This window comes from Bradyrhizobium sp. CCBAU 53351, assembly GCF_015291745.1.
In the GTDB taxonomy this organism is placed as follows: Bacteria; Pseudomonadota; Alphaproteobacteria; order Rhizobiales; family Xanthobacteraceae; genus Bradyrhizobium.
On the sequence record NZ_CP030059.1, the window covers coordinates 3,613,796 to 3,639,973 of the forward strand.

23 protein-coding genes are annotated in these 26,178 nt (G+C 66.1%); 11 read left to right on the forward strand and 12 right to left on the reverse strand.

Annotation, left to right across the window (positions count from 1 at the left end; genetic code table 11):
* Positions 1-58: 58 nt before the first annotated feature.
* Positions 59-649, reverse strand: a complete 591-nt coding sequence (locus XH83_RS16960) for a beta-1-3, beta-1-6-glucan biosynthesis protein (protein ID WP_194408055.1) — start codon at positions 647-649, stop codon at positions 59-61.
* A gap of 352 nt (positions 650-1,001) precedes the next feature.
* On the opposite strand from XH83_RS16960, the gene XH83_RS16965 reads away from it, so the two are divergent.
* The gene (locus XH83_RS16965; protein WP_194408056.1) at positions 1,002-2,561 is read left to right on the forward strand and encodes a beta-(1-6) glucans synthase; all 1,560 of its coding nucleotides are present in this window, start codon (positions 1,002-1,004) and stop codon (positions 2,559-2,561) included.
* Here XH83_RS16965 and XH83_RS16970 read toward each other — a convergent pair.
* From XH83_RS16970 to XH83_RS16985, 4 genes are all read right to left on the reverse strand, one after another.
* Positions 2,521-2,901 carry a hypothetical protein gene (locus XH83_RS16970; protein ID WP_194408057.1) on the reverse strand — a complete coding sequence of 127 codons (381 nt, stop codon included), beginning with the start codon at positions 2,899-2,901 and terminating at the stop codon, positions 2,521-2,523. The genes XH83_RS16965 and XH83_RS16970 overlap by 41 nt on opposite strands.
* Positions 2,902-2,989: 88 nt before the next feature.
* On the reverse strand, positions 2,990-3,145 hold the full coding sequence (locus XH83_RS16975) for a hypothetical protein (protein ID WP_194408058.1): 156 nt from the start codon (positions 3,143-3,145) through the stop codon (positions 2,990-2,992).
* 101 nt (positions 3,146-3,246) lie between these two features.
* Positions 3,247-3,687, reverse strand: a complete 441-nt coding sequence (locus XH83_RS16980) for an MgtC/SapB family protein (RefSeq protein ID WP_194408059.1) — start codon at positions 3,685-3,687, stop codon at positions 3,247-3,249.
* Between the two features lie 138 nt (positions 3,688-3,825).
* Positions 3,826-5,247: a hypothetical protein gene (locus tag XH83_RS16985; protein WP_194408060.1), complete on the reverse strand. Its 1,422-nt coding sequence runs from the start codon at positions 5,245-5,247 to the stop codon at positions 3,826-3,828.
* A 169-nt stretch (positions 5,248-5,416) separates the two neighbouring features.
* On the opposite strand from XH83_RS16985, the gene glmU reads away from it, so the two are divergent.
* Positions 5,417-6,772 (forward strand): bifunctional UDP-N-acetylglucosamine diphosphorylase/glucosamine-1-phosphate N-acetyltransferase GlmU, encoded by a 1,356-nt coding sequence (gene glmU / locus XH83_RS16990; protein WP_194408061.1) that lies wholly within the window; start codon positions 5,417-5,419, stop codon positions 6,770-6,772.
* A 47-nt stretch (positions 6,773-6,819) separates the two neighbouring features.
* Positions 6,820-7,005, forward strand: a complete 186-nt coding sequence (locus XH83_RS16995; RefSeq protein ID WP_194408062.1) for a hypothetical protein — start codon at positions 6,820-6,822, stop codon at positions 7,003-7,005.
* Between the two features lie 8 nt (positions 7,006-7,013).
* Here the strand turns inward: XH83_RS16995 and XH83_RS17000 are convergent, their stop codons facing one another.
* Positions 7,014-7,232 carry a hypothetical protein gene (locus XH83_RS17000; RefSeq protein ID WP_194408063.1) on the reverse strand — a complete coding sequence of 73 codons (219 nt, stop codon included), beginning with the start codon at positions 7,230-7,232 and terminating at the stop codon, positions 7,014-7,016.
* A 221-nt stretch (positions 7,233-7,453) separates the two neighbouring features.
* Here XH83_RS17000 and glmS point away from each other — a divergent pair, with 221 nt between their 5' ends.
* The 3 genes from glmS to XH83_RS17015 all read left to right on the forward strand — a co-directional run bounded on the left by glmS (position 7,454) and on the right by XH83_RS17015 (position 11,096).
* Positions 7,454-9,280, forward strand: a complete 1,827-nt coding sequence (glmS, locus tag XH83_RS17005) for a glutamine--fructose-6-phosphate transaminase (isomerizing) (RefSeq protein ID WP_194408064.1) — start codon at positions 7,454-7,456, stop codon at positions 9,278-9,280.
* Positions 9,281-9,364: 84 nt separating this feature from the next.
* Positions 9,365-10,135, forward strand: a complete 771-nt coding sequence (locus tag XH83_RS17010; protein ID WP_194408065.1) for a DUF502 domain-containing protein — start codon at positions 9,365-9,367, stop codon at positions 10,133-10,135.
* Between the two features lie 103 nt (positions 10,136-10,238).
* Positions 10,239-11,096 (forward strand): NAD(P)-dependent oxidoreductase, encoded by an 858-nt coding sequence (locus tag XH83_RS17015; RefSeq protein WP_194408066.1) that lies wholly within the window; start codon positions 10,239-10,241, stop codon positions 11,094-11,096.
* Between the two features lie 12 nt (positions 11,097-11,108).
* On the opposite strand, the gene XH83_RS17020 is transcribed toward XH83_RS17015, so the two are convergent.
* Entirely contained in the window at positions 11,109-11,630 is a 522-nt protein-coding gene (locus XH83_RS17020) for an AAA family ATPase (protein WP_194408067.1), read from the reverse strand.
* 136 nt (positions 11,631-11,766) lie between these two features.
* On the opposite strand from XH83_RS17020, the gene panE reads away from it, so the two are divergent.
* Positions 11,767-12,696, forward strand: a complete 930-nt coding sequence (gene panE / locus XH83_RS17025) for a 2-dehydropantoate 2-reductase (protein WP_194408294.1) — start codon at positions 11,767-11,769, stop codon at positions 12,694-12,696.
* Here panE and recG read toward each other — a convergent pair.
* Positions 12,693-14,801 (reverse strand): ATP-dependent DNA helicase RecG, encoded by a 2,109-nt coding sequence (gene recG / locus XH83_RS17030; RefSeq protein WP_194408068.1) that lies wholly within the window; start codon positions 14,799-14,801, stop codon positions 12,693-12,695. The two genes, panE and recG, sit on opposite strands and share 4 nt — an antisense overlap.
* A 185-nt stretch (positions 14,802-14,986) precedes the next feature.
* Here recG and XH83_RS17035 point away from each other — a divergent pair, with 185 nt between their 5' ends.
* Entirely contained in the window at positions 14,987-15,277 is a 291-nt protein-coding gene (locus XH83_RS17035) for a succinate dehydrogenase assembly factor 2 (protein WP_194408069.1), read from the forward strand.
* The gene (mfd, locus tag XH83_RS17040) at positions 15,274-18,792 is read left to right on the forward strand and encodes a transcription-repair coupling factor (protein ID WP_194408070.1); all 3,519 of its coding nucleotides are present in this window, start codon (positions 15,274-15,276) and stop codon (positions 18,790-18,792) included. Before XH83_RS17035 ends, mfd begins: the two co-directional genes overlap by 4 nt.
* 133 nt (positions 18,793-18,925) lie before the next feature.
* Here mfd and XH83_RS17045 read toward each other — a convergent pair whose 3' ends face one another.
* The 3 genes from XH83_RS17045 to XH83_RS17055 all read right to left on the reverse strand — a co-directional run bounded on the left by XH83_RS17045 (position 18,926) and on the right by XH83_RS17055 (position 23,611).
* The gene (locus tag XH83_RS17045) at positions 18,926-20,149 is read right to left on the reverse strand and encodes a GGDEF domain-containing protein (RefSeq protein ID WP_194408071.1); all 1,224 of its coding nucleotides are present in this window, start codon (positions 20,147-20,149) and stop codon (positions 18,926-18,928) included.
* A gap of 86 nt (positions 20,150-20,235) precedes the next feature.
* The gene (locus XH83_RS17050) at positions 20,236-21,738 is read right to left on the reverse strand and encodes a class I adenylate-forming enzyme family protein (protein WP_194408072.1); all 1,503 of its coding nucleotides are present in this window, start codon (positions 21,736-21,738) and stop codon (positions 20,236-20,238) included.
* Positions 21,739-21,742: 4 nt separating this feature from the next.
* The gene (locus XH83_RS17055) at positions 21,743-23,611 is read right to left on the reverse strand and encodes an extracellular solute-binding protein (protein WP_194408073.1); all 1,869 of its coding nucleotides are present in this window, start codon (positions 23,609-23,611) and stop codon (positions 21,743-21,745) included.
* 259 nt (positions 23,612-23,870) lie between these two features.
* Between XH83_RS17055 and XH83_RS17060 the strand changes: the two genes are divergently transcribed.
* On the forward strand, positions 23,871-24,689 hold the full coding sequence (locus tag XH83_RS17060; RefSeq protein ID WP_194408074.1) for an invasion associated locus B family protein: 819 nt from the start codon (positions 23,871-23,873) through the stop codon (positions 24,687-24,689).
* Between the two features lie 75 nt (positions 24,690-24,764).
* On the opposite strand, the gene hspQ is transcribed toward XH83_RS17060, so the two are convergent.
* Entirely contained in the window at positions 24,765-25,097 is a 333-nt protein-coding gene (gene hspQ / locus XH83_RS17065) for a heat shock protein HspQ (RefSeq protein ID WP_028136346.1), read from the reverse strand.
* 106 nt (positions 25,098-25,203) lie between these two features.
* Here hspQ and XH83_RS17070 point away from each other — a divergent pair, with 106 nt between their 5' ends.
* Positions 25,204-26,157, forward strand: coding sequence for an AEC family transporter (locus tag XH83_RS17070; protein ID WP_194408075.1), 954 nt, complete (start codon positions 25,204-25,206; stop codon positions 26,155-26,157).
* The last annotated feature ends 21 nt before the right edge of the window (positions 26,158-26,178 follow it).

A 26,178-nucleotide genomic window follows, 5' to 3' on the forward strand; every position in this document is an offset into this window, starting at 1 on the left:
GAACGAGAGCTGAAACGACCAAGTCTGTTTAAGATCCAAGTCTGTTTGAGATCTTGGGCTATTTCGGGGGCGCCGGTGACGGGCTTGCCGCAGGCGAGGGGCTCGCGGCCGGCTGTGGCTGCGCATTGTTGGCGGCCGGAGCCGCCGGCTGGGCGGCCGAGGCCGCCGCCTGCTGCGGCTGGGCCGCCGGGTTGATCCAGCAGGCGTGCACGCGGCTGTCCAGGGTCTCGGCGACCTTGGGGTCGATCTGGCCGCCGAACCGGGTCAGGCAGCGGAACGCGGCCTGGATGTGGCCGCCGGGGCAGCCGAAGCGGTCGTAGAGGTCGAGATGGCGGAACGCGGTATCGAGGTCGTCCCGCCACATCAGCCGCACCACGCGCCGGCCGAGCCAGACGCATTCAGGATTGCCGCCCGGACCGTTGATGACCTGGGCGGCTTCCGCGAACTCGTCGGTGCGGCGCTGGTTCTGGGCGGCATCCTTGGCGGCGTCGGCAGGCTGGGCGGCGGCCTTGCCCTGATCCGGGGCCGGCGTGCCGCTCTGGGCGGAGGCGCCACCGAGACCGGCGAGAACGAGAAGGCAGGAGACGGCCAAGGTGGCGGCGAACTGCCGCAGGACCGCATTTCGTGACTCGAACACCCGTTGCCGCATGAAATCCCCAATGTATGCGCTGGCCGTCCGCGTCAGGATCCCGCGGACGCGTCGGTGATGGCGTCCAAATGGGTCTCCAATGCGGCGGAAAAGTCTTTCGGAGTCCATGACCTGTATTTGGCATTTTGTCCAGCAAAGTCACGATGCTAGGCCTTGGTCGAACGGCCGCAGCCCGAATCCTTGGAGGAGAAGCGGAACGCTCGAATGGATTGGCATCTGGGCACCCGCTTGGACCCCCCTTGGCAGACGGCGTGCAAGCAGGTAATCGACGGACCCTTCGCGGAGGACGGAACCGATTTCTCTTCGTACGCCACTGGCACTTCTGCTCGTTTCACTGGGTGCGATTGCTGCCGTGTGGTGGTGGTTGGCGACGCCGATCACGCTCGCGCGCGCCCCGATCGATCCCGCCGACAAGGTCCAATGCGTCTCCTACGCGCCGTTCCGCGGCGAGCAGACGCCGCTGAACGCGTGGACCCATATCGACGCCGAGCAGATCGAGCAGGACTTGCGCCAGCTCAAGGAGATCACCGACTGCGTCCGCACCTATTCGATGGAGAACGGGCTCGACCAGGTGCCGGCCATCGCCGCCAAGGTCGGCGGGCTGAAGGTGCTGCAGGGCATCTGGCTCTCCAGCAACCGCACCAAGAATTATGAGCAGGCCGGGCTCGCCATCCGCCTCACCAAGGAATTCCCCGGCATCATCACGGCGGTCATCGTCGGCAACGAGGTGCTGCTACGCGGCGAGATGACGATGGCGGACCTCGTCTCCATCATCCGTCTGGTGAAGACGCAGGTTAGCGTGCCCGTCACCTATGCCGACGTCTGGGAGTACTGGCTGAAGAACCGCGAGGTCTATGACGCCGTCGACTTCGTCACGATTCACATCCTGCCCTATTGGGAAGATTTCCCGATCAAGGCGAAATTCGCCTCGGCCCATGTCGAACAGATCCGTGAGCGGATGGCGGTGGCGTTTCCCGGCAAGGAAATCCTGATCGGCGAGACCGGCTGGCCGAGCGAGGGTCGCATGCGCGACGGCGCGCTGCCGTCACGCGCCAACCAGGCGCGGGTGGTCTCGGAAATCCTGGCCCTGGCGAAGGCGCAGAAGTTCCGCGTCAATCTGATCGAGTCCTACGACCAGCCGTGGAAGCGCAAGCTGGAAGGCACCGTCGGCGGCTATTGGGGCCTGTACGACTCGGTGCGCCGGAGCCTGAAATATCCGCCGGGCGAGCCGATCAGCAATTTCCCCTACTGGAAATGGTACATGGGCTTGGGCATGGGCCTGTCCGTGCTGGTGTTCGCGGTCGCCCTTATCACGCTGCGCCGGCGGCCGTGGACGCCGCGCTTCTCGGCCTGGCTCGGGGTCGCGATCTCGGCGACGACGGCGGGGAGCCTGCTCGGGATCGGCGCCGACAAGATGTATTACGAGAGCTACGGCATTGGTGGCTGGCTGCTCTGGGGCGCGCTGCTGCTCGCCGGCATCCTGTCGCCGATCTTCTGCGCGCAGGCCATGGTGATCGGCCGCAGCCTGCCGACCTTCCTCGACCTGCTCGGTCCGCGCGAGGGGCGGAAATGGTCGAAGCTCACCGCCGTGCTGGGCCTGACGCTCGCGGTGGCGGCGGTGATCGCGGCCGCGACCGCGCTCGGCTTCGTTTTCGACCCGCGCTACAAGGATTTTCCCTACGCCGCGCTGACGATGGCGGTGGTGCCGTTTGCGCTTCTGATGCTGAACCGGCCGCAGACCGGCCAGCGTCCGATCGCGGAATCGGTGTTTGCGGGTGTGCTGGCGCTGTCGGCGGTCTTCGTGCTGTTCAACGAAGGCCGCGACAATTGGCAGTCGCTGTGGACCTGCTCGATCTATCTGCTGTTCGCGCTCACGCTGTGGCGGGCGCGGGCCGAGCAAACCCAAGAATGAACAGGCCGATCGCAAGGCCCGACGGCACGACATTGTAGAGCACGATGCCGAGGCCGGCCGCGATGATGCCGACCGTCAGCAGCACGATCGACGGCCGCATCAGGTTCAGCGTCGCAACCACCAGCGCGACGATGCCGAACACCGAATTCTTGAACAGCACGGTCGAGACCGAGCGCCCCTTGCAGATCAGCGTCTGAAGCCCGGCGTCGCAGGCGAGTGCGACCTGCGAAAGCTCGATCGCGAGGTAACGCAGATAAAGTGCATAGCCGACGGACGCGAAGCCGACGACGATCAGGAACTGCACCTGGTAGGGCGTGAGGCGGAAGGGCTTTTTTGTCATGGCGGCAATATGGTCGGGATGGCGGGGGCAGGCAACAGGGCAGGTGACGTTTCTTGTCCGGCTGGCTTAGGACGTGTGCGATGAGCCGTCAAAGCCGGCTTTGCGTCCGGCTCTGTTCCGCCAGCCGGCGCTCGTATTTTTCAGCCAATGCGAGCAGTCGCTTCCGGATATGGGGATCCGCCCGGTCCGCCAGTTCGCGGATCAACGCCAGCTGCTCCCGCAGGAAATTCGCGTCCGCCGTCATCTCCGCTCCGAATCAAATCCGTCGCGGATCATGCCGGGTTACATCGGCTTCGTTCGTATCATTTGGTACGCTCGCCCGACCGGCGCGCGCCGGCGGCCAGGCTATTTCAATCCCAACCGGCGCTCGATCCAGCCGAGAACGAACAGCACGAGCAACGTGACCGTGATCGCGGCGCCGACGAGGAGCCAGGCTCCCAGCGCGCATGCAATTCCGAGCCCCGCCGCGATCCAGACGGTCGCCGCCGTCGTGAGGCCGTGAACGGTCTTCGCCTTGGCATCGTGCAGGATGACGCCTGCGCCAATGAAGCCGACGCCGGTCAGCACCCCGGCGACGACGCCCTGAATGACCCGGGAGATCGCATCCGGATGGTCGCGCAGATTCTGAAACTCGATCACGGAGATCGACACGAGCGCGGAGCCGAGCGCCACGAGCGCGAGGGTCCGCATTCCCACCGGCTTGTCGTTCATGTCGCGGTCGATGCCGATCAGCAGGCCCGTACCCGCCGCAACGAGAAGTCTCAGCACATCGTCAAGTTCGTTCATGGGATTCCGCGAGTGTCGGAAGGAGGCGCAACGCGTGGAGCGCGCCGTGAATGAACGCAAATCCGCGGCAAATGGGCAGCGCAGGTCGCAGCGTCCGATCGCCGCATGCAAGCGGTTGCCGTCGAGATGGGCGGCGTCCTACCGCCTGAAGAAGGATGTCAGTGTCGATGCCGCCGACGCCGTCTCCGGCTTGGCCGGTGCTGGCGGCGCTGCGGGCGGTGGCGCGGGCTCCTCGCGCTTCGACGATCGCTTTGAGGAATAGCTGCGGCGGCGCTGCGGCTTCTCGGGCTTGGCGCTGGGCGCGGGCGCAGTTTCGGCTTGCGGGGCCGCGTCCTGGTTTTTCTCCGTGTTCTTCTCTTGAACCCTGTCCTGAGACTTTTCCTGTCCCTTCTCCGCCTTTTCCGAGCCGCGCATCGACAGGCGCTGGCCGTCGAACACGGTGGTCTCGCAATGACGGTTGCTCTCGGCGAGGCTCGCGCAGAATTTCGCGGCGGCGGCGGCGTTGACCAGGGGGCCGGCGCCGAGGCGGAGCTGCATGCCGAGCCCGGTATTGCCTTCCTTGATCATGATGATCGGTCGCAGCGCCGCGATTTCCGGATTGGATTTGCTCACGCCGCGCCAGAGCGCGCGCAGGCCGTCCACCGAATTGGCACCGCCGAGATCGATCGCGAAGCGCGTCTGCTGAACCGCGATCGCGGGGGAGTCGCTCTCGGTTGCTTCCGCTGGCTTGGCGGCTGCCACGACGGCTTCGGTCGGACCGGGTGTCGGCTCGATCTTCTTCTCGGCAGCCTTCTCGTTGGTCTCCGGCTGCATCAATTTCGATGCGGCCGGATCGGGCGGCGCCATGATCGACTTGGACGGTACCAGCGAGACGGCCGGCAAAGCTGAAGTCATGGAAGGCGACTGCTGCACCAGCGAGGCGGCAGCGGCAGTCTGCGGCGGCGGGCTCGACGGGTCCTTTGCAACTTCCTTCAGCGTGTCCCTGGATGCTTCCTTGGAAGTATCTCTGGACGTGTCCTTGGACGTGTCCTTGGAGGTGTCCTTGGACGGCTCCTTGGCGGCCTCGGTCCGAGGCTTGTCGGCGGCGGCAGCTGGCGTCGAGGCTACCGGTGCGACGCTCGGGGCTGCGGGCCCGGCATCCTGTGCCTTACCGGCCTGCGGTGCCGCAGTGGTCTGCTTGGCGATGGCGCCGGTGACGGAATCGAGCCCTTGCTCCAGCACGGTGACGCGCGAATACAGTCGGTCGCGATCGGTATTCAGCGTCTCGATGGCTGCAGTGAGCCGGCGAGCCTCGTTCTGGCTCTCCCTGGTGAGCAGCTGGAGCCGGTCGGCCTGACGCGCCAGATCGGCGGACGCAACCTGGTCGCGCCGCCAGCCGAGCTGAGCCTGATTGGCCATGACCGCGATGGTGACGGCGGCAACGGCCGCCACGCCCCACGAGCCGAGCCGCCACATCATGCGGCGATCGAACGCGCCTTCCTCAGCCACAAGTCCGGAGAATAGCCCGCCGGTCTCCTTGGTGCCGAAGGCATCCGCCAATGGGTCGGAATCCTTTGCCATGAACGTTAAGTGCCCAGCCCCGAAGCTTCCCCGAATCAATCAGGGAACATTAACAGGAAAACCCCGTCGCACTTGAATTCCGGGCGTTTGCGGGGGTAGCAAGGCGAGACCCTTTGCGGGTGGCCCGCCCGTCGCGCCAAATGATTCGGCCGTATCTGACAGGATTTCGATGACCGCCCGTTCCAGCCTCACGATCGTGCTCGCCGCCGGCGAAGGCACGCGCATGCGATCGAGCCTGCCGAAAGTGCTGCATCCGGTCGCTCACCAGACGCTGCTGGCCCATGTGCTCGGCGCCGCTCCCAAGGGAACCGGTAGCTCGCTCGCGGTCGTGATCGGTCCCGACCACCAGGCGGTCGCGGACGAGGCCAAGCGCGTCAGGCCCGACGCACTCACCTTCGTGCAGGCCGAGCGGCTCGGCACCGCGCATGCGGTGCTGGCGGCGCGCGAGGCGATCGCGCGAGGCGCGGACGATCTTCTGATCGCCTTCGGCGATACGCCGCTGATTTCGGCCGAGACCTTTGCGCGGCTGCGCGCGCCGCTCGCCAAGGGCGCTGCGATCGCCGCGCTCGGTTTTCGCGCTGCCGATCCCACGGGTTACGGCCGCTTCATCGTCGAAGGCGACCGCCTCGTCGCGATCCGCGAGCAGGCCGACGCCAGCGAAGCCGAACGCAAGATCGATCTGTGCAATGCCGGCGTGATGGCGATCGACGGCCGCCGGGCGCTCCAAATCCTTGGGCAAATCGGCAACGCCAATTCCAAGGGCGAATATTATCTGACGGACGCGGTCGAAATCGTCCGCAAGCAGGGATGGGAGTCCGTGGTGATCGAGACCAGCGAGGACGAGGTGCGGGGCATCAATACCAAGGCGCAGCTTGCGGAAGCGGAGGGCGTGATGCAGGCGCGGCTGCGCAAGGCGGCGATGGAAGCCGGCGTCACGCTGATCGCGCCGGAGACGGTTTATCTCGCCGCCGACACCGTGTTCGGCAAGGACGTCACCATCGAGCCGTTCGTGGTGATCGGCCCCGGCGTGTCGATCGCCGACGGCACCGTGATCCATTCCTTCTCGCACATCGTGCAGACGACGCTCGGCAAGAACGTCTCGATCGGTCCCTATGCGCGGCTGCGGCCCGGCACCTCGCTCGGCGACGGTGCGCGGATCGGCAATTTCGTGGAGACCAAGGCGGCGACGCTGGAGGCGGGCGTCAAGGTCAATCATCTCTCCTATATCGGCGATGCCACCGTGGGCGCCAATTCCAACATCGGCGCCGGCACCATCACCTGCAACTACGACGGCTTCAAGAAGCACAAGACGGTGATCGGGCAGGGCGCCTTCGTCGGCACCAATTCCTCGCTGGTCGCGCCGGTGAAGATCGGCAACGGCGCCTATATCGGCTCGGGCTCGGTGATCACGCGCGATGTGCCCGACGACGCCATGGCGCTGGAGCGCAACCAGCAGACCATCCGGGAAGGCGGCGCGGCGCGCTACCGCGAGATGAAGACGGGCGGCAAGAAGCCGGAGAAGTAGGCGGCCGCGTGCCGATTGCTGTTCGGTGTTGCCAAGGCGACGCGCTCATGGATGAGGACTTCGTCGACGATCCGATCGCATTCCTCGTCAAGCACGTCGTCATGCCGCCCGGACGATGGGTGTTGGAACAGTTCGGCGAGCGCGACCCGACCGAGATCGCATCCCTGGTCACCGGGCTGACGTTCTGGGCGTCCGTCGTTTTCCTCGTGTTCGCCCTGGTTCTCGGGTGGTGAGGCGTCCGCTATTCGTCGTCGGCGAATTCGGAGAAGATCGCGCGGGTCAGGCGCCAGCCGCGCGGCTTGGCGCGCTTGACCGGCTCGCCTTCCGGATGCTTCAGGAAGACCGGCTTGCTTTCCTTGCCGCGCTGGGGCGGCGGCCAATGCGCAAGGTGCGTGCCCGTGGTCTCGCTGGCGCGCACGGACATCGATGACAGACCTTTGCGGTCGGACGAGCCTTTCATGGCTTTGCTCTCCTGCACCGGAATCGTTGGTCAAACATGTTGACAACAAGTTAACGCGCGCGGTTTAACGCCGGCCAATTCGACGCAGGCGAAGCTCAGGTCGCGGTCCAGGCTGTCTCAATCCGCAATAATTATTGAGTATATGGTTCCTTGGGAATTTCGCTAAAAACCGGGCGCGTCGTTTAGGCGATTTTTCGACGATTTGGGGGATAGTGATCCGCATGTGCGGGATTGTCGGCATTCTCGGGCGCGAGCCGGTTGCAGAGCAACTGGTGGATTCGCTCAAACGTCTCGAATATCGCGGTTACGATTCGGCGGGCGTCGCCACGCTCGAAGGCAAGCATCTGGAGCGCCGCCGCGCCGAGGGCAAGCTGAAGAACCTGGAGAAGCGGCTGGAAGCCGAGCCGCTCAAGGGCACGACCGGCATCGGCCACACCCGCTGGGCCACCCACGGCAAGCCGACCGTCAACAACGCCCATCCGCACGCGACCGAGCGCGTCGCCGTGGTCCACAACGGCATCATCGAGAATTTCCGCGAGCTGCGCGAGGAGCTCGAGAAGAAGGGCACGGTGTTCCACACCGAGACCGACACCGAGATCGTGCTGCACCTCGTCGACGATCTGCTCGCGCGCGGCAACAAGCCGGTGGAGGCGGTGAAGCTGGCGCTGGGGCGCCTGCGCGGCGCCTTCGCGCTCGGCTTCATCTTCGCCGGCGACGACGATCTCATGATCGGCGCCCGCAATGGTCCGCCGCTTGCGATCGGCTATGGCGACGGCGAGATGTATCTCGGCTCCGACGCCATCGCGCTCGGCCCGTTCACCGACACGATCAGCTATCTCGAGGATGGCGACTGGGTCGTGCTGACCCGCAAGAGCGCTGATATCTTTGACAAGGACGGCAACGCCGTCCAGCGCGACAAGATCAAGCACGCCGCCTCTACGTCGCTGGTCGACAAGGCCAATTACCGTCACTTCATGGCCAAGGAAATCCACGAGCAGCCGGAAGTGGTCGGCCACACGCTGGCGCGCTACGTCGACATGGCGACGGAGCGGGTCTCGCTGCCGGTCAAGCTGCCCTTCGACTTCAAGACCATCCAGCGCATCAACATCACGGCGTGCGGCACCGCGAGCTATGCCGGCTTCGTCGCAAAATACTGGTTCGAGCGCTTTGCGCGCCTGCCGGTCGAGGTCGATGTCGCCTCCGAATTCCGCTACCGCGAAGCGCCGCTGCGCAAGGGCGATCTCGCCATCTTCATCTCGCAGTCGGGCGAGACCGCCGACACGCTGGCGGCACTGCGCTACGCCAAGGCCGAGGGCGTGCACACGGTCGCCGTCGTCAACGTGCCCACCTCGACCATCGCTCGCGAGAGCGAGACCGTGCTGCAAACGCTGGCCGGTCCCGAGATCGGCGTCGCATCGACCAAGGCCTTCACCTGTCAGCTCATGGTGCTGGCCAATCTTGCGATCGCCGCAGGCAAGGCGCGCGGCGAACTCTCCGACGAGGACGAGACCAAGCTGGTCCACGGTCTCGTCGAGGTCCCGCGCCTGATGGCGGACGCGCTCACCACCGAGCTCCAGATCGAGAAGCTCGCGCACCGGATCGCCAAGTCGCGTGACGTGCTCTATCTCGGCCGCGGCACCAGCTTCCCGCTGGCGCTGGAAGGCGCGCTGAAGCTGAAGGAGATCTCCTACATCCACGCCGAGGGCTATGCCGCCGGCGAGCTCAAGCATGGACCGATCGCGCTGATCGACGAGACCATGCCCGTCGTCGTCATCGCGCCCTACGATCGGGTATTCGAAAAGACGGTCTCCAACATGCAGGAGGTCGCCGCCCGCGGCGGCAACATCATCCTGATGACGGACGCCAAGGGCGCGGAAGAGGCGACGGTCGAGTCCCTCGTCACCATCGTCATGCCAGACATGGCGGCGGCTTTCACGCCGATGGTCTACGCCGTCCCCGTGCAGCTGCTCGCCTATCACACGGCTGTCGTGATGGGCACCGATGTCGACCAGCCGCGTAATCTCGCGAAATCGGTGACTGTGGAATAGGCAGACGGGATATCAGGCGGTCGCGGTCTTCCAAAACCTGCTAGAAGACCCTAGCTTGTATGCTGCGACCGACCTGGAACCCGAATGAACCCCCGCGACGACGCGCCTGCGCCTCTTGATCCCCTGCCGGAACCGCATACCGGCCTGATGGGCCGCTTCCGCAATTACTTTCTGACCGGCCTCGTCGTCACAGGGCCGATCGCCATCACGCTGTATCTGGTGTGGTGGTTCGTCACCTGGGTCGACGGCGTGGTGCGGCCGTTCGTGCCGCTGGCCTACCGGCCGGAGACGTATTTGCCCTACGTCATTCCCGGCTGGGGACTGGTTGTCGCATTCTTCACGCTCACACTGGTCGGCTTCCTCGCGGCTAACCTGATCGGCCGCACGCTCGTTGACGTCGGCGAAACGTTTCTTGGCCGGATCCCGGCCGTGCGCGCCATCTACCGTGGCCTGAAACAGGTGTTCGAGACGCTGTTCTCGGGCAAGGGCTCGAGCTTCCGGAAAGTGGGCCTGGTCGAGTTTCCCTCGCCGGGCATGTGGTCGATCGTGCTGATCTCGCAATCGCCGAATGAAGAGGTCGCGCGTAGCCTGCCGGGGCAGGAGGAGCACGTCTCGGTGTTCCTGCCGTGCTCGCCGAACCCGACCACCGGGTTCTTCTTCTATGTGCCCAAGAGCAAGATCGTCGAGGTCGATATGAGCACGGAGGATGCCGCGACGCTGATCATGTCGGCCGGCGTGGTGCAGCCCGGCTCGGCACCAGATCCGAAGAAGGCCGCGGCGCTTGCCGGCATGGCGAATGCCGCGCGCATCGCCAATGCGTCGACGATTCGGCCCGAGCCTGCGAAGGTGGAGTAGGGCCATTCCCGCGCGGGATGGCCGCCGGTCACGCTGCGTTCGCATCCTCTGCTATTCTCCGGTGACCTGAGCGCCTCGCTCGGAATTCGATCTGGAGTGCATGATGTCCAAAACCATCGCGATCCTCGCGCCCGGCGCCATGGGCAGCGCCGTCGCCCGCCGTCTCAGCGAGCATGGCGCGCGGGTGTTGACGTCCTTGAAAGGGCGGAGCGAGGCGACGAAAAAGCGCGCAGCAGACGCCGGCATGATCGGCGCCGAGGACGAGGCGATTGCGGACGCCGACATCATTCTTTCGATCGTGCCGCCGGGTGAAGCCGTCGCGCTGGCCGAGCGGCTGGCGGCGCTGATCGTCAGGCGTGAGAACAAGCCCATCGTCGTGGATTGCAACGCCGTCAACGTCGACACCGTACGTGGGATCGAGGAGATCATCGGCTCGGCGCAGGCGCCGTTCGTCGATGGCGGGATCATCGGCTTTCCGCCGCAGCCGGGCGGTAAAAGTCCTGCGTTCTACGTGTCCGGCGAGCACGCCAAAGACGTCGCGGTACTCAAGGATTTCGGGCTCGACGTGCGGATCGTCGAGGGCCCGGTCGGCGCGGCGTCCGCTCTGAAAATGTCCTATGCCGGCATCGTCAAGGGCCTCGCCGGCATCGGCTCAGCCATGGTGGTCGCGGCCACGAAAGCGGGCGCGGCCGATGCGCTGCGCGACGAGCTGGCACTGAGCCAACCCGCGATCCTGGCCCGGCTGGAGGTCGCGCTGCCGGACATGATTCCGAAAGCCTATCGCTGGGTCGCGGAGATGCGGGAGATTTCCGGTTTCCTCGGGCCCGACCATCCGGCCAGCCAGATCTACGAGGGCTTTGCACGCTGGTTCGAGCATCTGGCGGAAGACGCGAAGGGCGAGGCGGTGGATGCCGAGCTGATGAAGACATTCGCCGCGGGGATCGCGCGGACCAAATCCTGATCCGGATTGCGTTCACTCGCCGTTTGCTGAGACCGAGTCCAGAAAGCCCTGAATGTCCCGGTCGCGCCTCAGGCGCAGGACGGGGACATCGGGGCCGTACTGAAGACGTTCGGCCTCGATGACGGGCACGCGCTCGGTGTCGTAGCGCCATGCCTCCTGCATCAGCTTCCAGTCGAACTGTTCCGGGCATCCCTCCGGCAGATCGGGCCGCCTCGTATCGCGATCGAACGCCGAGCGCCAGAGAATGCGCCACAGGCAGAGCCAGCGCGGACGGTCGATGACAACGAGAATATCGGCGCGTGCGATCGTGAGATCGAAGGCCAGATCCGAGAAGCTGCCGTCGACGACCCAGGCGTCGCCGGCGATGGCTTCAGTGACACGTGCCCGAAAGCTCGCCTTGTCCGATGGCTTCCAGCCCGGCCGCCAATAGAGCACGTCGAGATGCACCACGGGCAGGCCGAGCTTGCGCCCGAGACTCAGGGCGAGGCTCGTCTTTCCGCTGCCCTGGGAGCCAACGACAATGATCCGGCGCATCGCGAGAAGGTTTCACGAAAGCGGCCGCGGCGGAAGGGGCGGTCTGCTACAACAGCTTTATCCAAGCCGTCACGGAGGAGACGCTGCGGAGCGCATCTGCTATTGTCTTTGCGGTTCCTCTGCAACGGGAGTTCGAATGAGAGTGCTGGTGATCGGCGCTGGCGCGCTCGGCGGCTATTATGGAGCTTGCTTGGTTCGAGCAGGCCGCGACGTGACCTTCCTGGTGCGCGGGACGCGGGCCGAACAATTGCGCCTGAACGGACTACAGGTCGTGAGTCCACACGGCGATTTTGCCGTGCAGCCGAGGATCGTTCTGGCGAAGGACCTCAAGGAGCCATTTGACGTCGTGCTCGTCGGGGTGAAGGCCTACTCGCTTGATGACGCGATGACCCAGTTTGCGCCCGCGGTCGGCCCGAGCACGCTGATCTTGCCGATCCTGAACGGGCTGAAACATGTCGACGCTCTCGCCGCACGGTTCGGCGCCGCGCGCGTCCTCGGTGGTCTCGCGAACGTCAGCGCCGGGCTGGATGCGGATGGCGGGGTGGTTCAGTTCATGGCCAACCAGACCATCGTCTTCGGCGAGGTCGAGGGCGCGCTGAGCGAGCGCGCGCTCGCATTGGAGGGGCTGCTCGACGTTCCCGGCATCGACGTGCGTGCCAGCGAAGCGATCATGCAGGACATGTGGGAGAAGTTCGTTCAGCTCTCGACGCTCGCCGGCATCACTTGCCTGATGCGCGCCAGCATCGGCGACATCCTGGCCGTGCCGAACGGCGAGCAGTCCATTTTCCGCTTGTTCGCCGATTGTTGTGCCGTTGCGACGGCGTCGGGTTTCGAGCCGCGCGCTCCCTTCATCGAGTTCGACCGCAAGCTCTTCACGGCGCTGGATTCGCCGCTGAAGGCATCGATGCTGCGCGATATCGAGCGCGGTTCGGTCACCGAATCCGAGCACATCCTCGGCGATATGGCCAATCGCGCCCGAGAGCTTGGCATCGACACGCCGCTGCTGGATCTGGCCCGCGCGCACGTGGCAGCCTATGAGGTTGGACGACGAAGAACGGCAGGTTAACCCGCCCCGATGAGCGGGATCGCCTCGTCCCGTTCGTAGAGATACAGCAGGCAGCGCAACGCCTCCCCGCGCTCGCCCTTCAGCTTCGGATCGTCTTTTAGGATGCGCAGCGCCTCGTCTCTCGCCTGGGTGATGAGCTGGCCGTGGACCTCCGAGCGCGCGATGCGGTAGCCGGGCAGGCCGCTCTGGCGCACGCCCAGCACGTCGCCTTCGCCGCGCAGCTTCAGGTCCTCCTCGGCGATTCGAAAACCGTCGGTGGTCTCGCGGATCACCTTGAGTCGGGCCTTGGACATCTCGCCGAGCGGTTCGCTATAGAGCAGGATGCAGGTCGAGGCCTCCGAGCCGCGGCCGATGCGGCCGCGCAACTGGTGCAGCTGGGCGAGGCCGAAACGCTCCGCGTTCTCGATCACCATGATGGTCGCCGCCGGCACGTCGACGCCGACCTCGACCACGGTGGTGGCAACCAGAAGGCCAATCTCGTGAGCGGCGAACTGGCCCATCACGCGGTCTTTGTCGGTGCCCTTCATCTGGCCGTGGACGAGGCCGACACGATCACCAAAACGCTTTTGCAGGCTCTCGAAACGCTTGGTCGCGTTGGTGAGGTGCTCGGTGCCCTCGGCCTCGGATTCCTCCACCAGCGGGCAGATCCAGTAGACCAGCTTGCCGACGTCGAGCGCGCGGCCGACGCCGTCCAGAACCTCGCCGAGCCGGCTCATGGCGACGGCGCGGGTGTCGATCGGCTGCCGGCCGGCAGGCTTCTCGCGCAGCTCGGATATGTCCATGTCGCCGAAATAGGTCAGCACCAGCGTGCGCGGAATCGGTGTGGCGCTGAGCACCAGCACGTCGACGGCTTCCCCCTTCGACGTTAGCGCCAGGCGCTCGCGCACGCCAAAACGGTGCTGCTCGTCGACGATTGCGAGCGCGAGGTCGTGGAAGATCACGTCGTCCTGGATCAGGGCGTGGGTGCCGACGAGCAGATCGATCTCGCCTGCTTCGAGCTGCGTGATGATCTCGCGCCGCTCCTTGCCTTTCTCGCGGCCGGTGAGGATCGCGACGCGCATGCCGGCCCGCTCGGCGAGCGGGGCGATGGTCTTGATGTGCTGGCGCGCCAAAATTTCGGTCGGCGCCATCAGTGCGGCCTGCTTGCCGACCTCGGCGACGGCGGCGGCCGCGAGCAGCGCGACCACGGTCTTGCCCGAGCCGACATCGCCCTGCAGCAGGCGCAGCATGCGCACCGGCTGCTGCAGGTCCTCGGCGATCGCCGCCGCAGCGCTGCGCTGGGAGGGCGTCAGTGCATAGGGCAGGGCGTCGATGATCTTGTTGCGGAGGTGACCGTCGCCGGCATTGCGCATGCCGGCGGGGCGGCGCAGTTGCGCGCGGATGAGGGCCAGCGCGAGCTGCCCGGCCAGGAGCTCGTCGAAGGCGAGGCGCGACCAGAATGGCTGGTCGGGCAGGATGTCCGTGAGCTCGACAGGCTGATGCACCCGATTGAGCGCTTCGGCGATCGGCGGAAAATTACAGCGTCGCATCACCTCCGGGCTGATCCATTCCGGCAGCGCCGGCAGCTTCTGCAGGGCCTGCGCGATCGCGCGGCGCAGCGAGCCGAGCGCGAGGCCTTCCGTCAGCGGATAGACCGGATCGATGCCGGAGAGTTTCGAGATCGCTTCCTCGTCCAGCACGCGGTCGGGATGCACGATCTGCGGGATGCCGTCGTACATCTGAAGCGTGCCGGAGACGTAGCGCTTCTCGCCGACCGGCAGCAGCTTCTCGACATAGCCCGGCTTGGCGCGAAAGAAGGTCAGCACGACGTCGCCGGTGTCGTCGCTGGCGTAGACCAGATACGGTGCGCGCGAATTGCGCGGCGGGGGCGGGCGGTGGCGGTCGACGGTGACCTCCAGCGTCACCATGGTTCCCTGCACTGCGTCGCGGATCTTCGGCCGTGCCCGGCGGTCGATCACCTGGCTCGGCAGATGCAGCAGGAGATCGACGAGCCGCGGCGTCTCGCTGCGGCTGAGCAGGTACTGCAGCAGCTTGTCCTGCTTCGGACCGACGCCGGGCAGGCTGGTCACGGCAGCAAACAGCGGATTGAGCAGGCTTGGGCGCATGGATGCGAATCTAGGATCGTTTCGGCCCGTCTTGCCCGGCTTTGTGCTGGGCATCCACGTCTTTTTTCGTACCCTGCGCTCGCCGCTGGGCCATGCCAAATCGAGGGCTGACACGGCCCGGTCGAATGGCTATATCGACCCCGCCCGGCACGTCCGGGCTTTCTGCGTTTGACTGGATTTGAGACATGACGGGAACGACACGATCGAGCAGCGGGCTGGACGATCGCCGCAAGCGGCTTTTGTTCCGCTGTTGGCACCGCGGCACGCGCGAGATGGATCTGATCCTTGGCCGCTTCGCCGATGCCGAGATCGGCCATCTGTCGGATGACGAGTTGACCCAGCTCGAGGCGCTGCTCGAGGTCAACGATCCCGATCTCTATGCCGCCATCACCGGCGACAAGGTGCTGCCGGCTGACGTCACCGGCGCATTGTTCGCCCGCATCAAGGCCTATCCGATCGCGGACGGCGGCGTATGAAACAGGGCATGAAATCGCCGGCCGAGCTGCTTGCGCCCGGCCGGGCGCTGACGCTTGCCAATGTCGCGGAAGGCGCCGAGGGGCTCGTCGTCTCCGATCTCGCGCGGGCCATCGCGGCGCGGCCGAAGAAGCCGGCCGTCAGCATGGCGGTGGTCTGCCGCGACGGCCCGCGCATGCAGCAGCTCGAACGCGCGCTGCAATTCTTCGCGCCCGATCTGCCGGTGCTGACCTTTCCGGCCTGGGACTGCCAGCCCTATGACCGTGTCTCGCCGCATGGCGGCATCCTGGCGCAACGCCTGACGACGCTGGCGCGGCTTGCGTCCCTGACCGGCAGCGAAAAGCCGCTGATCGTGTTGACCACGGTGAACGCCGTCGTGCAGCGCGTGCCTGCGCGCGAACTCGTCGCGGCGCAGGCGCTGTCGGTTGCCCCCGGCAATGTCGTGCCGATGGACACCATCGTGGCCTGGCTGGAGCACAACGGCTACAACCGCTCCTCGACCGTGCGCGAGCCCGGCGAATATGCCGTGCGCGGCGGCATCCTGGATCTGTTTCCGGCCGGCCTCGACCAGCCCGTGCGCTTCGACTTTTTCGGCGACAGCCTGGAATCGATCCGCAGCTTCGATGCCGAGACCCAGCGCACGCTGCTCGACATGCGCTCGCTCGACCTCGTGCCGGTCTCCGAATTCCAGCTCGTCACCGACACCATCCGCCGTTTCCGCATGGGCTATGTCGCCGAGTTCGGCGCACCCGAGCGCGACGATGCGCTGTACGAGGCCGTCAGCGAGGGCCGCCGCCATCCCGGCATGGAGCACTGGCTGCCGCTGTTCCAGGACCGGATGGACACGCTGTTCGACTATCTGCAAGGCGCTCCGATCGCGATCGAGCCGCAGGCCGAGGACGCCGTCCGCGAGCGCTTCAAGCAGATCCAGGACTATTACGAGGCCCGCCGCGAGGCGATGGAGCATCCCGGCGGCGGCGCGATCTACAAGCCGCTGCCGCCCGATCGGCTCTATCTCACCGGCGAGGAATGGACCAAGCGCGAGAGCGAGATGCCGCTGGTGCGGCTGACGCAGTTCTCGGTTCCCGCCGATGGGACTGGCGTCGTCGACGCCGGTGCGCGCAAGGGCCGCGACTTCGCGCCGGAGCGCAACGACACAACGGTCAACGTGTTCGAGGCCGTCGTCAGCCACGTCATGGCGCTGCAGGCGCAGCGCAAGAAGGTCGTGATCGCACTGTGGAGCGAAGGCTCGCGCGACCGCATGACCTCGATGCTGCGCGACCACAAGCTGACCCATACCACCAGCGTCAACTCCTGGCGCACGGTGCAGGCGACCCCGCGCAACGAGACCATGCTCGCCGTGCTCGGTCTCGAGAGCGGTTTCGAAACCGACGAGATCGCCCTCATCAGCGAGCAGGACATCCTCGGCGACCGCCTGGTGCGGCCGCGCAAGGCCAGCCGCAAGCTCGACAATTTCATCTCGGAGGTGACGAGCCTTGCCGCCGGCGACATCGTCGTCCACGTCGATCACGGCATCGGCCGCTTCGTCGGCCTGCAGACGCTGGACGTCGCCGGCGCGCCGCACGACTGCCTCGAGCTGCATTATGCCGCCGAGACAAAACTGTTTTTGCCGGTCGAGAACATCGAGCTGCTGTCGCGCTACGGCTCCGACCAGACCTCGGTCGAGCTGGATCGCCTGGGCGGTGGCGGCTGGCAGACCCGCAAGGCGAAGCTCAAGAACCGCATTCGCGAGATCGCCGGCGAACTGATCAAGATCGCGGCCGCGCGCCATTTGCACGAGGCGCCGAAGCTGCCGGTGCAGCCCGGCCTCTACGACGAATTCTGCGCACGCTTCCCCTATGACGAGACCGAGGACCAGCTGGGGGCCATCGAATCCACACTGAAAGACCTCGAGCTCGGCCGCCCAATGGACCGGCTGATCTGCGGCGACGTCGGTTTCGGCAAGACCGAGGTGGCCCTGCGCGCAGCGTTTGCCGTGGCGCTCGAGGGCAAGCAGGTCGCGGTCGTGGTGCCGACCACGCTGCTCGCGCGCCAGCACGCAAAGACCTTCACCGAGCGCTTCAAGGGCTTTCCCGTGAACGTGGCGCAGGCTTCGCGCCTGATCGCGACCAAGGAGCTCAACCTCGTCAAGAAGGGTATCGCCGACGGCTCGGTCGATATCGTCGTCGGTACTCACGCGCTGCTCGGCAAGGCCATCAAATTCCGCGATCTCGGCCTCGTGATCGTCGACGAGGAGCAGCATTTCGGCGTCACTCACAAGGAGCGTCTGAAGGCGCTGCGCTCCGAGGTGCACGTGCTGACACTGTCGGCAACGCCGATCCCGCGCACGCTGCAACTCGCGCTGACCGGCGTCCGCGAGCTCTCGATCATCGCTTCTCCGCCCGTGGACCGCCTTGCGGTGCGCACCTTCGTCGCTCCGCACGACCCGCTGATGATCCGCGAGGCATTGCTGCGTGAGCGCTATCGCGGCGGCCAGGCGTTCTACGTGGTGCCGCGCATCGACGACCTCGCCGAGGTCAAGGACTTCCTCGACAAGAACGTGCCCGAGATGAAGGTCGCGGTCGCACACGGGCAGATGCCGCCCGCCGTGATCGAGGACATCATGACCGCGTTCTACGACGGCAAGTTCGACATCCTGCTGTCGACCACGATCGTCGAGTCCGGCCTCGACATCCCGAACGCCAACACGCTGATCGTACACCGCGCCGACATGTTCGGCCTCGCCCAGCTCTATCAGCTGCGCGGCCGCGTCGGCCGCTCCAAGCTGCGCGCCTATGCGCTGTTCACGCTGCCGGCGCAGCAGAAGATCACCGCGCAGGCCGAGCGCCGGCTCACCGTGCTGCAATCGCTGGAGACCCTCGGCGCCGGCTTCCAGCTCGCTTCCCACGACCTCGACATCCGCGGCGCCGGCAATCTGCTCGGCGAGGAGCAGTCCGGCCACATCAAGGAGGTCGGCTTCGAGCTTTACCAATCGATGCTGGAGGAGGCGATCGTCAACCTCAAGGCCGGCGTGTCCGAGCCCGCCGCCGACCGCTGGTCGCCGTCGATCACCATCGGGATGCCCGTGCTCATTCCCGAGGACTATGTCGGCGATCTCTCGGTGCGGCTGTCGCTGTACCGGCGGCTCGCAGATCTCGACACCGAGGAGGAGATCGAGAACTTTGGCGCCGAGATGCGCGATCGCTTCGGCGTTCTGCCCGACGAGGTGCGCTATCTGTTCAAAGTCGCCGCGATCAAGGCGTTCTGCCGCAGGGCCAATGTCGAGAAGATCGACGCCGGCCCGAAGGGCGCCGTGATCGTCTTCCGCGACAATTCCTTCGCCCATCCCGATCGCCTGGTGAGCTTCATCCGCAGCTACGGACAGGCCGCCAAGGTGCGCCCCGACATGAAGGTGGTGTTTTTGCAGGACTGGGAGACACCGGAGGAGCGACTTGCCGGCACGACGGAGATCATGCGGCAGCTGGCGCAGCTCGCGGAGAGCAAGAAGGCGGCGTGAGGCTCTTTGTGTCCCGGACAAGCGCAGCGAAGCGGAGCGCAGAGCCGGGACCGGGTTTTTGGAGGCAATGGTGGGCCCCGGTTATGCAGCGCACCGCGAAGAGCGCTGCGCTGCGCCCGGGGCACGAGAGCCGTTACGACGCCGCCCGTGACGCGTCCGCCGACAGCCGGGCCAGCAGCGACCGTGCCGTGTCCGACGGCGACAGCGAGTCCACGCTGACCACGGGCTCGCTGCGCATCTCATGCTTGCCGTTGGAGGTGTGGCGCATCACCGCCGACAAGCGCCGCGCGATCATATGCGCGGTGCGGAAGTCGGTCTCCGCGAACACGACGATCACCGAGCCGTCCTTCTGCGCCACGCCGAAATCCATCTGCCGCATCAGGCGGCTCAAAATACGCGCGGCGTCGAGTTGGGCGCGGGAATTGCCGGGGTCGAAGGCGAAGCGTGCGACCGAGAGGCCGCCGCCGCGCGCCAGTGTCTGCTCGACCGCCTTGGCGAAATCGCGGGCGAAGGCTTCCGCCGTCAGCAGGCCGCTGCGCGGATCGAGCCAGCCGCCGGCATCGATCGAGCGCAGCGTGCGGCTCAATTGGGCTTCCATCGCGTGCTGGCGGATCAGCGGCAGCGCATTGGCCGCGACCCTGGCCGGCTCGCCGGGGATCAGTTCGAGATTGGGCAGGTCGTAGGTCTGCGTCAGCTGGTGCGCGGTGACGACCACGGGCAGGCTGCGAAAGCGGGTGTCCTCGGCAAGCACCGTCAGAAAGGCGTCGGTGACGCGCGCGGTAAAGCCCTCGGCAAGGACGACGCCGTCGAGATCGCGGGTGTTGAGGTGTTTCGCGGCGGCCTCGATCGAGAGCGCGCCGACGACGCCGACGCGTTCGCCGAGCGCGACGGAGAGTGCGGGGTAGGCCGCGCCACGGCCGATCAGCAGCACGGTGGCATCGCGTGCGGGGTCACCCTCCGGCAGCGCGACTTTCACTTCGGGCAGACGGCGCAGCACCGTGGCGTGCAACGTGCGCACGCGTAGCGCGGCGCGAAGCCGTGCGATCAGGCGGTCGGGATGGCCGCCGCGCGAGGAAAAGGGCAGGGCGTTGTGAGGCAGCGTGCCCGCCGCATCCACGGCGACAAAAGGAAGGTAGGGCGATTGCTCGGCGATCTTCCTTGCGAGCGATGCCATATGCGGCTCGTGTCCGCCCGACATCATGGCGAGAATCGCGGCCGGCTGCACCTCTTCGACCGCGCGTGCCGCGCTGGCCCAATCGATATCGACCACGGGAAACAGCCGGGCCTCGTCCAGCGCCCCGACGAAGGGCGGCCGATCGGCATTGGACACAAAGAGGATCGGGCCCGCCTGGGACATTCGACAAACTCTGATCACGCGACAGATGCCGCGCAATGTAGTTTGGCCGCCTTAATGCGGCGTCAACGTTCCAGGCGAAACTGCGCCTAGATCGGCCCGGAGCGGTCGCGAAAAGCTTCGACCATCAAAGGGTTAAGCCCGAGCTCGCTGAGCGCCTCGCGGGCGCGCGCATTGTCCTGGGCGCGCCCGGCCAGCCTGTGCCCGGACAACCGGTCGGGCAGTGCGGTGAGCAGCGCGCCCTGGCCGAGCCGGCGTGCCCATTCCTGCAAATCGTTCGAGAGGAAGCGGTAGCCGCCGACGGCCATGATGCCGGAGGGCGGCGCGGTGATGCAGATCGCGCCGCTCGGACGGTCGAGCCGCGCCGCATAACCGGTGTCGACAAAGTCGCGCGGCGGCTGCGCGATCAGGGTGTCACCGACCGGCTGCGGTGGGGCGTAGGCGGCGATCGGCACCATCGGGCCGCGCAGGCCGAGTGTGCCCTTCGGCGTCAGCAGGATCTCGCCGGCGATGGACGAGCCCGACTGCTCGCGCGGAGCGCCGTGCGGTCCGGGCATCACCGCGACCGGCATGCCGTCCTCGCCGCGGCGGGCACCGAACAGGCCGGCTTCACCGAACAGATAGACGTCGGTCAGCGGCGAATGGGGCGCGATCCATGCTTCGCTCGCCGCCACTTGCTCGGGCGCGCGCCACAGGCCAATGACGTTGCGCAAGGAGGGCATCCGCGCCGCCAGGTCGGAATCGCCGAGCCGCAGCGCTAGCTGCGCCGGCGCGATCAGCACCTCGCATTCATGCTCGTTGATCTGCTGCTCCAGCACCTCGTTCTCGAAGGGATGATGCAGCGCCAGCGCGCCGCCCGAGAGCAGCCACACCGCGAGCGAGGAGGCGAGGCCGGCGAACGACATCGGCGCGAAGGCCGCCATCACCGTCGCGCCCTGCTTGATGTCGGCTCCGAGCGACATCGCGAGCCCGCCGGCGATCAGGCTGAAATGCGGCCGCGGGACCGGACGAAAGCCTTCCGTGGTGACGTCGAAGGAGATCATCGCCGCCTTGCGGCCGTCCTGGATCACGGTGCGCGTGGTGCCAGGCGGGCGTGCCAGCACGTCGTCGAGCGACGCCATGCCTTCGGGCAGATCGGTCCCGAAGCCGCAGACGTAGCGGATCGAGAAGGCCTCGGCCGCCGCATGCATCGCGAGGTCGGCATAGCTGACGCCGTCGACCTTGCTCATGGTGACGATGGCGCGAGCCGCCGTCCGGTTGAGCGCGGCGGTCAGTTCCGCATGGCGCCACAGCAACGGCAGCACGGCGACGACGAGGCCGGCACGATGGGCGGCGAGCACCGTCAGCACGAACTCGACCGTGTTGGGCAGCTGGATCGCGATGACGGAATTGGCCGGCAGCCCCGATTCGACGAAATGGGCTGACAGCGCCTCGATGGCCGTGTCGGCCTCGGCGTAGCTCATTCGTCGCGGCTGGTGCCCGGTCACACGTGCCTTGTTGAGGGGATCGAGCAAAGCGGCCGCGTGCGGCTGCCGGGTCAGCGTGCGCTGAAACAGCGTGTCGAGCGTCGGCGATGCGGCTGGCTGGTTCACGGCGTCACTTTGCTTGAGTGGCTTGCGGCTGCCCCTTCGACCACCAGGTCTCCGGCAAATAGCCGGAGAGCGAGGTGGCCTTGGGCCGTTCTATCCGATTCCAGCGCGCGATCCATTGCTCGGATACGTTAAACAGGGGGATTGTGTAGAAGCCCGCGATCAGAGCCCGGTCGAGCGCTCGCACAGACGAGACGAACTCCGTATGTTCACGGGCCTCGAGCAGGGCGGCGATCATGGCATCGACCGCCGGATCCCTGGCGCCCATGTAGTTGCGGGTCCCTGGATTGTCCGCGGCCGCGCTGCCCCAGTAGAAAGATTGCTCGTTGCCGGGCGAAAGCGACTGGTCCCAGCGGTTCTGGATCATGTCGAATTCGTAAGCCAAACGGCGCTGGTCGAACTGCACGGGGTCGACCGACCGCACGCTCGGCTCGATGCCTGCGCGCCTGAGGTCGCGCTGGAACGCGAGCGCGATGCGCTCCTGGTCGCGGGTCGTGACCAGTATCTCGAAGCTGAAGGGCGCCTTGGTCGCGCGGTTGCGCAGCACCGTGCCGTCGAGATCGTAGCCGGCCTCGGACAACAGTTTCAGCGCCGCGCGCAACGTGGTGCGGTCGCGTCCCGATCCGTCGGTCACGGGAAGGCGGTAGCTGCCGTCCATGATGTCGGGTGGAATTCGAGCGGCGAACGGCTTGAGAAGCTCACGCTCGCGCGGGTCCGCTGGCCGGCCATAGGCCGACAGGTCGGATCCGGCGAAATAGCCGGCCACGCGCGAATAGAGCCCGAAAAAGTAGTTGCGGTTGACCAGCTCGAAATCGAACAGCAGCGTCAGCGCCTGGCGCACGCGGATGTCGGCGAAGATCGGCCTGCGCGTGTTGAACACCAGGAATTCGGAGGGCTGCGGCAGGCCCGGCCTGACGGTGTCGCGGATCACTTCGCCGCTTTTTGCGGCGGGAAAATCATAGCCGTCGTGCCAGCGCAGCGGCTCGTGCTCGACGCGGAAATCGTAGAGGCCGCGCTTGAAAGCTTCGAACTGACCGTTGGCCTCGCGAAAATAGTCCAGCCGGATCTCGTCGAAATTGAAGAGCCCGCGGTTGATTGCGAGGTCGCGGCCCCAATAGTCGGGATTGCGAGTGAGCGTCACGCTGGCGCCGGGTCTCACGGCCGTGACGCGATAGGGGCCGGAGCCAATCGGGCTCGTCAGCGTCGTTTCCTCGAAGGTCGCGACGTCGACCGCGTGCTTGGGCAGGATCGGCATCAGGCCGAGGATCAGCGGTAGCTCGCGATCATTGGCGCCGGTGAGGTCGAAGCGGACGGTGAGTGGATCGGTCGCCTCGGCCTTGGCGACCTTGGCGTAATACTGCCGGTGGTTCGGCCGGCCGTGGTCGCGCAGCAGCTGCCAGGAGAACAGCACGTCTTCCGCAAGCACAGGCTTGCCGTCGGAGAAGCGGGCGCGCGGATCGAGACGGAACGTGACGAAGCTGCGCTCATCGTCGGTCTCGATGCTCCTGGCGAGCAGGCCGTAAAGCGTGAACGGCTCGTCATTGCCGCGGGCCAGCAGGCTTTCGACCACGTAGCTCCGCATCTGCTGCACGGCCAATCCCTTGACGATGAAGGGATTGAGGCTGTCGAAGGTGCCGAGAACGCCCCAGGTCAGGCGGCCGCCCTTGGGAGCATCGGGGTTGGCGTAGGGCATATGGCTGAAATCGGCAGGCATCGCCGGCTTGCCGTGCATGGCGATGGCATGGGTCTCGTCGGCGCGTGCGGCGCCTGTCGACGGTCCACTGACAAGCGCCAAGCCAAGGACCGAGGCCATCACCAGGGCCAGGACGCAAAGGCGGACACCGGGGCCCTCGAAGCGGCGTTGGAACATGAACATCAGCACACGTTGATTCGAAGACCCGCGGGTCTGAATCCTATCACAGGGAATTCACTGGGCTCAGCTTGCGGCGTGGCCAAAGGCGCTTGTCGGCATTGATCTTTTCGTCGGCCACGTTAAGAAGGCACCCAATCGCGCAAGAGCGTCGAGCCCGTCACTTATCCGCCTCAATTGACGGGGAGAGAGCCGCGCCCAAGGCGGCCAGGTTCGGCGCTTCGGAGCGGTTCGGGCACTTCCCGTTCAGAAAGGGTTTTCCGCAATGAATTTCCGTTACTTGGCCGCGTCCGTCCGGCCGCGCGGGCGACTTCTCGCCTTGTTGACGGCGACGGCGTTGGCCGTCCCGTTTGCCGCCGAGGCCCAAACCCCGGCACCGGCCCCCGGCGCGCCCAAGGCGACTCCGGCCCCGAAAGCGGCTCCCAAGGCTGCCCCCAAGGCTCCGGCGCCGGCCGCTCAGGCCCCGGCCCAGCAGGCTCCGGCCCAGGGCGCTCCGGCGCAGCAGGGCGCGGCCCAGCCGGCCGACCAGCAGATCCAGCTGATCTACGCTCCCTGGACCAAGTTCTGCCTGAAGGGTCAGGACGCCAATGCCAAGCAGGTCTGCTTCACCGGCAAGGACGGCCGCATCGAGTCGGGCCAGCCGGTCATCGCCGCCGTCATCATCGAGCCGGAAGGCGAGCCCAAGAAGATCCTGCGCGTGACGCTGCCGCTCGGCATGCAGCTCGTGCACGGCACCCGCATCATCGTGGACAGCAACGCGCCGCTGCAGCAGCCCTATGTGATCTGCTTCCAGAACGGCTGCATGTCGGACTACGAAGCAACGCCCGAGCTCATCAACAACATGAAGAAGGGCCAGAATCTCGTTGTCCAGGCGATCAATGCCAACGGCGCGCCGCTGACCCTGCCGCTGCCGCTCGCCGGCGAATTCCAGAAGGCCTATGACGGTCCGCCGACCGACCCGAAGGTGTTCGAGGAAACCCAGAAGAAGCTGCAGGAAGAGCTGCAGAAGAAGGCTGACGAGCAGCGCAAGAAGCTCGAGCAGCAGGGCACGCCTCCGGGCGCACCGCCCGCGGGTCAGAAGTAATCGGACCCAATCCCGGACATGAAAAAGGCGCTCGTTTCGAGCGCCTTTTTGCTGGCCGCTGTCGGCGGAGAAATCCTAGTTCAGCGAGGGATTACGCGGGCGATAGCCGCCATCCTTGTTCTTGATGAAGATCTCGGCCACCTGGGAATGCCGGACCGGCTCGCCAGACTCGTCCGGCAACAGGTTCTGCTCGGACACGTAGGCGACGTATTCGGACTCCGCGTTCTCCGCGAGCAGGTGGTAGAACGGCTGGTCCTTATGGGGCCGCACCTCCTCGGGGATCGACAGCCACCACTCCTCGGTGTTGTTGAATTCCGGATCGATGTCGAAGATGACGCCCCGGAACGAGAAGATCCGGTGGCGCACGACCTGTCCGATCTGGAATTTGGCGGTCCGCGCTTTAATCATTCCCCGTCGATAGACCAGGATTGTGGCCGATGCTAGTGGCCTCATCTGGAATTAGCGTTCACTAAAGGGGCGGATAGCCCCCAAATCTTCAGAAAACACTTCATCAATGGTCGATATCCTCAATCTCGCGCTACCTTATTTCGGCCTGATCTTCGTCGGTTTCGCCTGCGGCAAGGTCAAATCCCTGCCGGAATCAGGCCTCGCCTGGATGAACTTCTTCCTGCTCTACGTGTCGCTGCCGGCGTTGCTGTTTGCGATCATGTCCAAGACGCCGTTCTCGGAATTGAACAACCCTCCGTTCCTGGTCGCGACCACGCTGTCCACCGTCGCCGCCTTCACCCTGGCGCTGGTCGTGGGCAAGGTTTTCGGCCGGCTGACATTGCGCGAGGCGACGCTTGCGGGTTTGTCCGGCGGCTACGGCAATATCGGCTATATGGGGCCGGGGCTGGCGCTCGCCGTGCTGGGGACCAAGGCCGCGGCGCCGACCGCGCTGATCTTCTGCTGCGACAGCATCTTCCTGTTCACCATCGTGCCGCTGCTGATCGAGCTCTCCGACCGCGACCATCCCTCGATGGTGCACGCCTTCGGCGTCGTGCTGAAGCAGATCGTGCTCAACCCGCTGATCATGTCGGCCTGTTTCGGCGCGGCCTTCGCATCGCTGCATCTCGAGATGCCGGTCGCGCTCGATCGCACGATCACCTTCCTGCAGAACGCGGCGGCCCCGACCGCGCTGTTCGTGCTCGGCGTGACCGTGGCGCTGCGCCCATTCGACCGCGTGCCCTGGGAGGTGCCGGGCGTGATCGCGATCAAGTTGCTGTTCCACCCGCTCGCGGCATTCGGCCTGATGCTCGCGTTCGGGCCGTTCGCGCAGCCCTGGGCCGCGACCGCCGTGCTGATGGCCTCGCTGCCACCGGCGCTGAACGTGTTCGTGATCGCCCGGCAGAACGACGCCTGGATCGAGTCCGCCTCCGTCGCGGTGCTCCTCGGCACCTTCGCATCCGTGGTCACGCTGACCAGCGTGATGTGGCTGCTCCAGACAGGACGGCTGGCGTTTCCGTGAGCGGGCTTAGCGGCGCCAGAA

What these genes read in the sequence shown, in the direction of transcription:
- XH83_RS16960 (WP_194408055.1), bottom strand. Translation starts at nt 649, where the DNA reads ATGCGGCAACGGGTGTTCGAGTCACGAAATGCGGTCCTGCGGCAGTTC.
- XH83_RS16970 (WP_194408057.1), bottom strand. Translation starts at nt 2,901, where the DNA reads ATGACAAAAAAGCCCTTCCGCCTCACGCCCTACCAGGTGCAGTTCCTG.
- XH83_RS16975 (WP_194408058.1), bottom strand. Translation starts at nt 3,145, where the DNA reads ATGACGGCGGACGCGAATTTCCTGCGGGAGCAGCTGGCGTTGATCCGC.
- XH83_RS16980 (WP_194408059.1), bottom strand. Translation starts at nt 3,687, where the DNA reads ATGAACGAACTTGACGATGTGCTGAGACTTCTCGTTGCGGCGGGTACG.
- XH83_RS16985 (WP_194408060.1), bottom strand. Translation starts at nt 5,247, where the DNA reads ATGGCAAAGGATTCCGACCCATTGGCGGATGCCTTCGGCACCAAGGAG.
- glmU (WP_194408061.1), top strand. Translation starts at nt 5,417, where the DNA reads ATGACCGCCCGTTCCAGCCTCACGATCGTGCTCGCCGCCGGCGAAGGC.
- XH83_RS16995 (WP_194408062.1), top strand. Translation starts at nt 6,820, where the DNA reads ATGGATGAGGACTTCGTCGACGATCCGATCGCATTCCTCGTCAAGCAC.
- XH83_RS17000 (WP_194408063.1), bottom strand. Translation starts at nt 7,232, where the DNA reads ATGAAAGGCTCGTCCGACCGCAAAGGTCTGTCATCGATGTCCGTGCGC.
- glmS (WP_194408064.1), top strand. Translation starts at nt 7,454, where the DNA reads ATGTGCGGGATTGTCGGCATTCTCGGGCGCGAGCCGGTTGCAGAGCAA.
- XH83_RS17010 (WP_194408065.1), top strand. Translation starts at nt 9,365, where the DNA reads ATGAACCCCCGCGACGACGCGCCTGCGCCTCTTGATCCCCTGCCGGAA.
- XH83_RS17015 (WP_194408066.1), top strand. Translation starts at nt 10,239, where the DNA reads ATGTCCAAAACCATCGCGATCCTCGCGCCCGGCGCCATGGGCAGCGCC.
- XH83_RS17020 (WP_194408067.1), bottom strand. Translation starts at nt 11,630, where the DNA reads ATGCGCCGGATCATTGTCGTTGGCTCCCAGGGCAGCGGAAAGACGAGC.
- panE (WP_194408294.1), top strand. Translation starts at nt 11,767, where the DNA reads ATGAGAGTGCTGGTGATCGGCGCTGGCGCGCTCGGCGGCTATTATGGA.
- recG (WP_194408068.1), bottom strand. Translation starts at nt 14,801, where the DNA reads ATGCGCCCAAGCCTGCTCAATCCGCTGTTTGCTGCCGTGACCAGCCTG.
- XH83_RS17035 (WP_194408069.1), top strand. Translation starts at nt 14,987, where the DNA reads ATGACGGGAACGACACGATCGAGCAGCGGGCTGGACGATCGCCGCAAG.
- mfd (WP_194408070.1), top strand. Translation starts at nt 15,274, where the DNA reads ATGAAACAGGGCATGAAATCGCCGGCCGAGCTGCTTGCGCCCGGCCGG.
- XH83_RS17045 (WP_194408071.1), bottom strand. Translation starts at nt 20,149, where the DNA reads ATGTCCCAGGCGGGCCCGATCCTCTTTGTGTCCAATGCCGATCGGCCG.
- XH83_RS17055 (WP_194408073.1), bottom strand. Translation starts at nt 23,611, where the DNA reads ATGTTCATGTTCCAACGCCGCTTCGAGGGCCCCGGTGTCCGCCTTTGC.
- XH83_RS17060 (WP_194408074.1), top strand. Translation starts at nt 23,871, where the DNA reads ATGAATTTCCGTTACTTGGCCGCGTCCGTCCGGCCGCGCGGGCGACTT.
- hspQ (WP_028136346.1), bottom strand. Translation starts at nt 25,097, where the DNA reads ATGATTAAAGCGCGGACCGCCAAATTCCAGATCGGACAGGTCGTGCGC.
- XH83_RS17070 (WP_194408075.1), top strand. Translation starts at nt 25,204, where the DNA reads ATGGTCGATATCCTCAATCTCGCGCTACCTTATTTCGGCCTGATCTTC.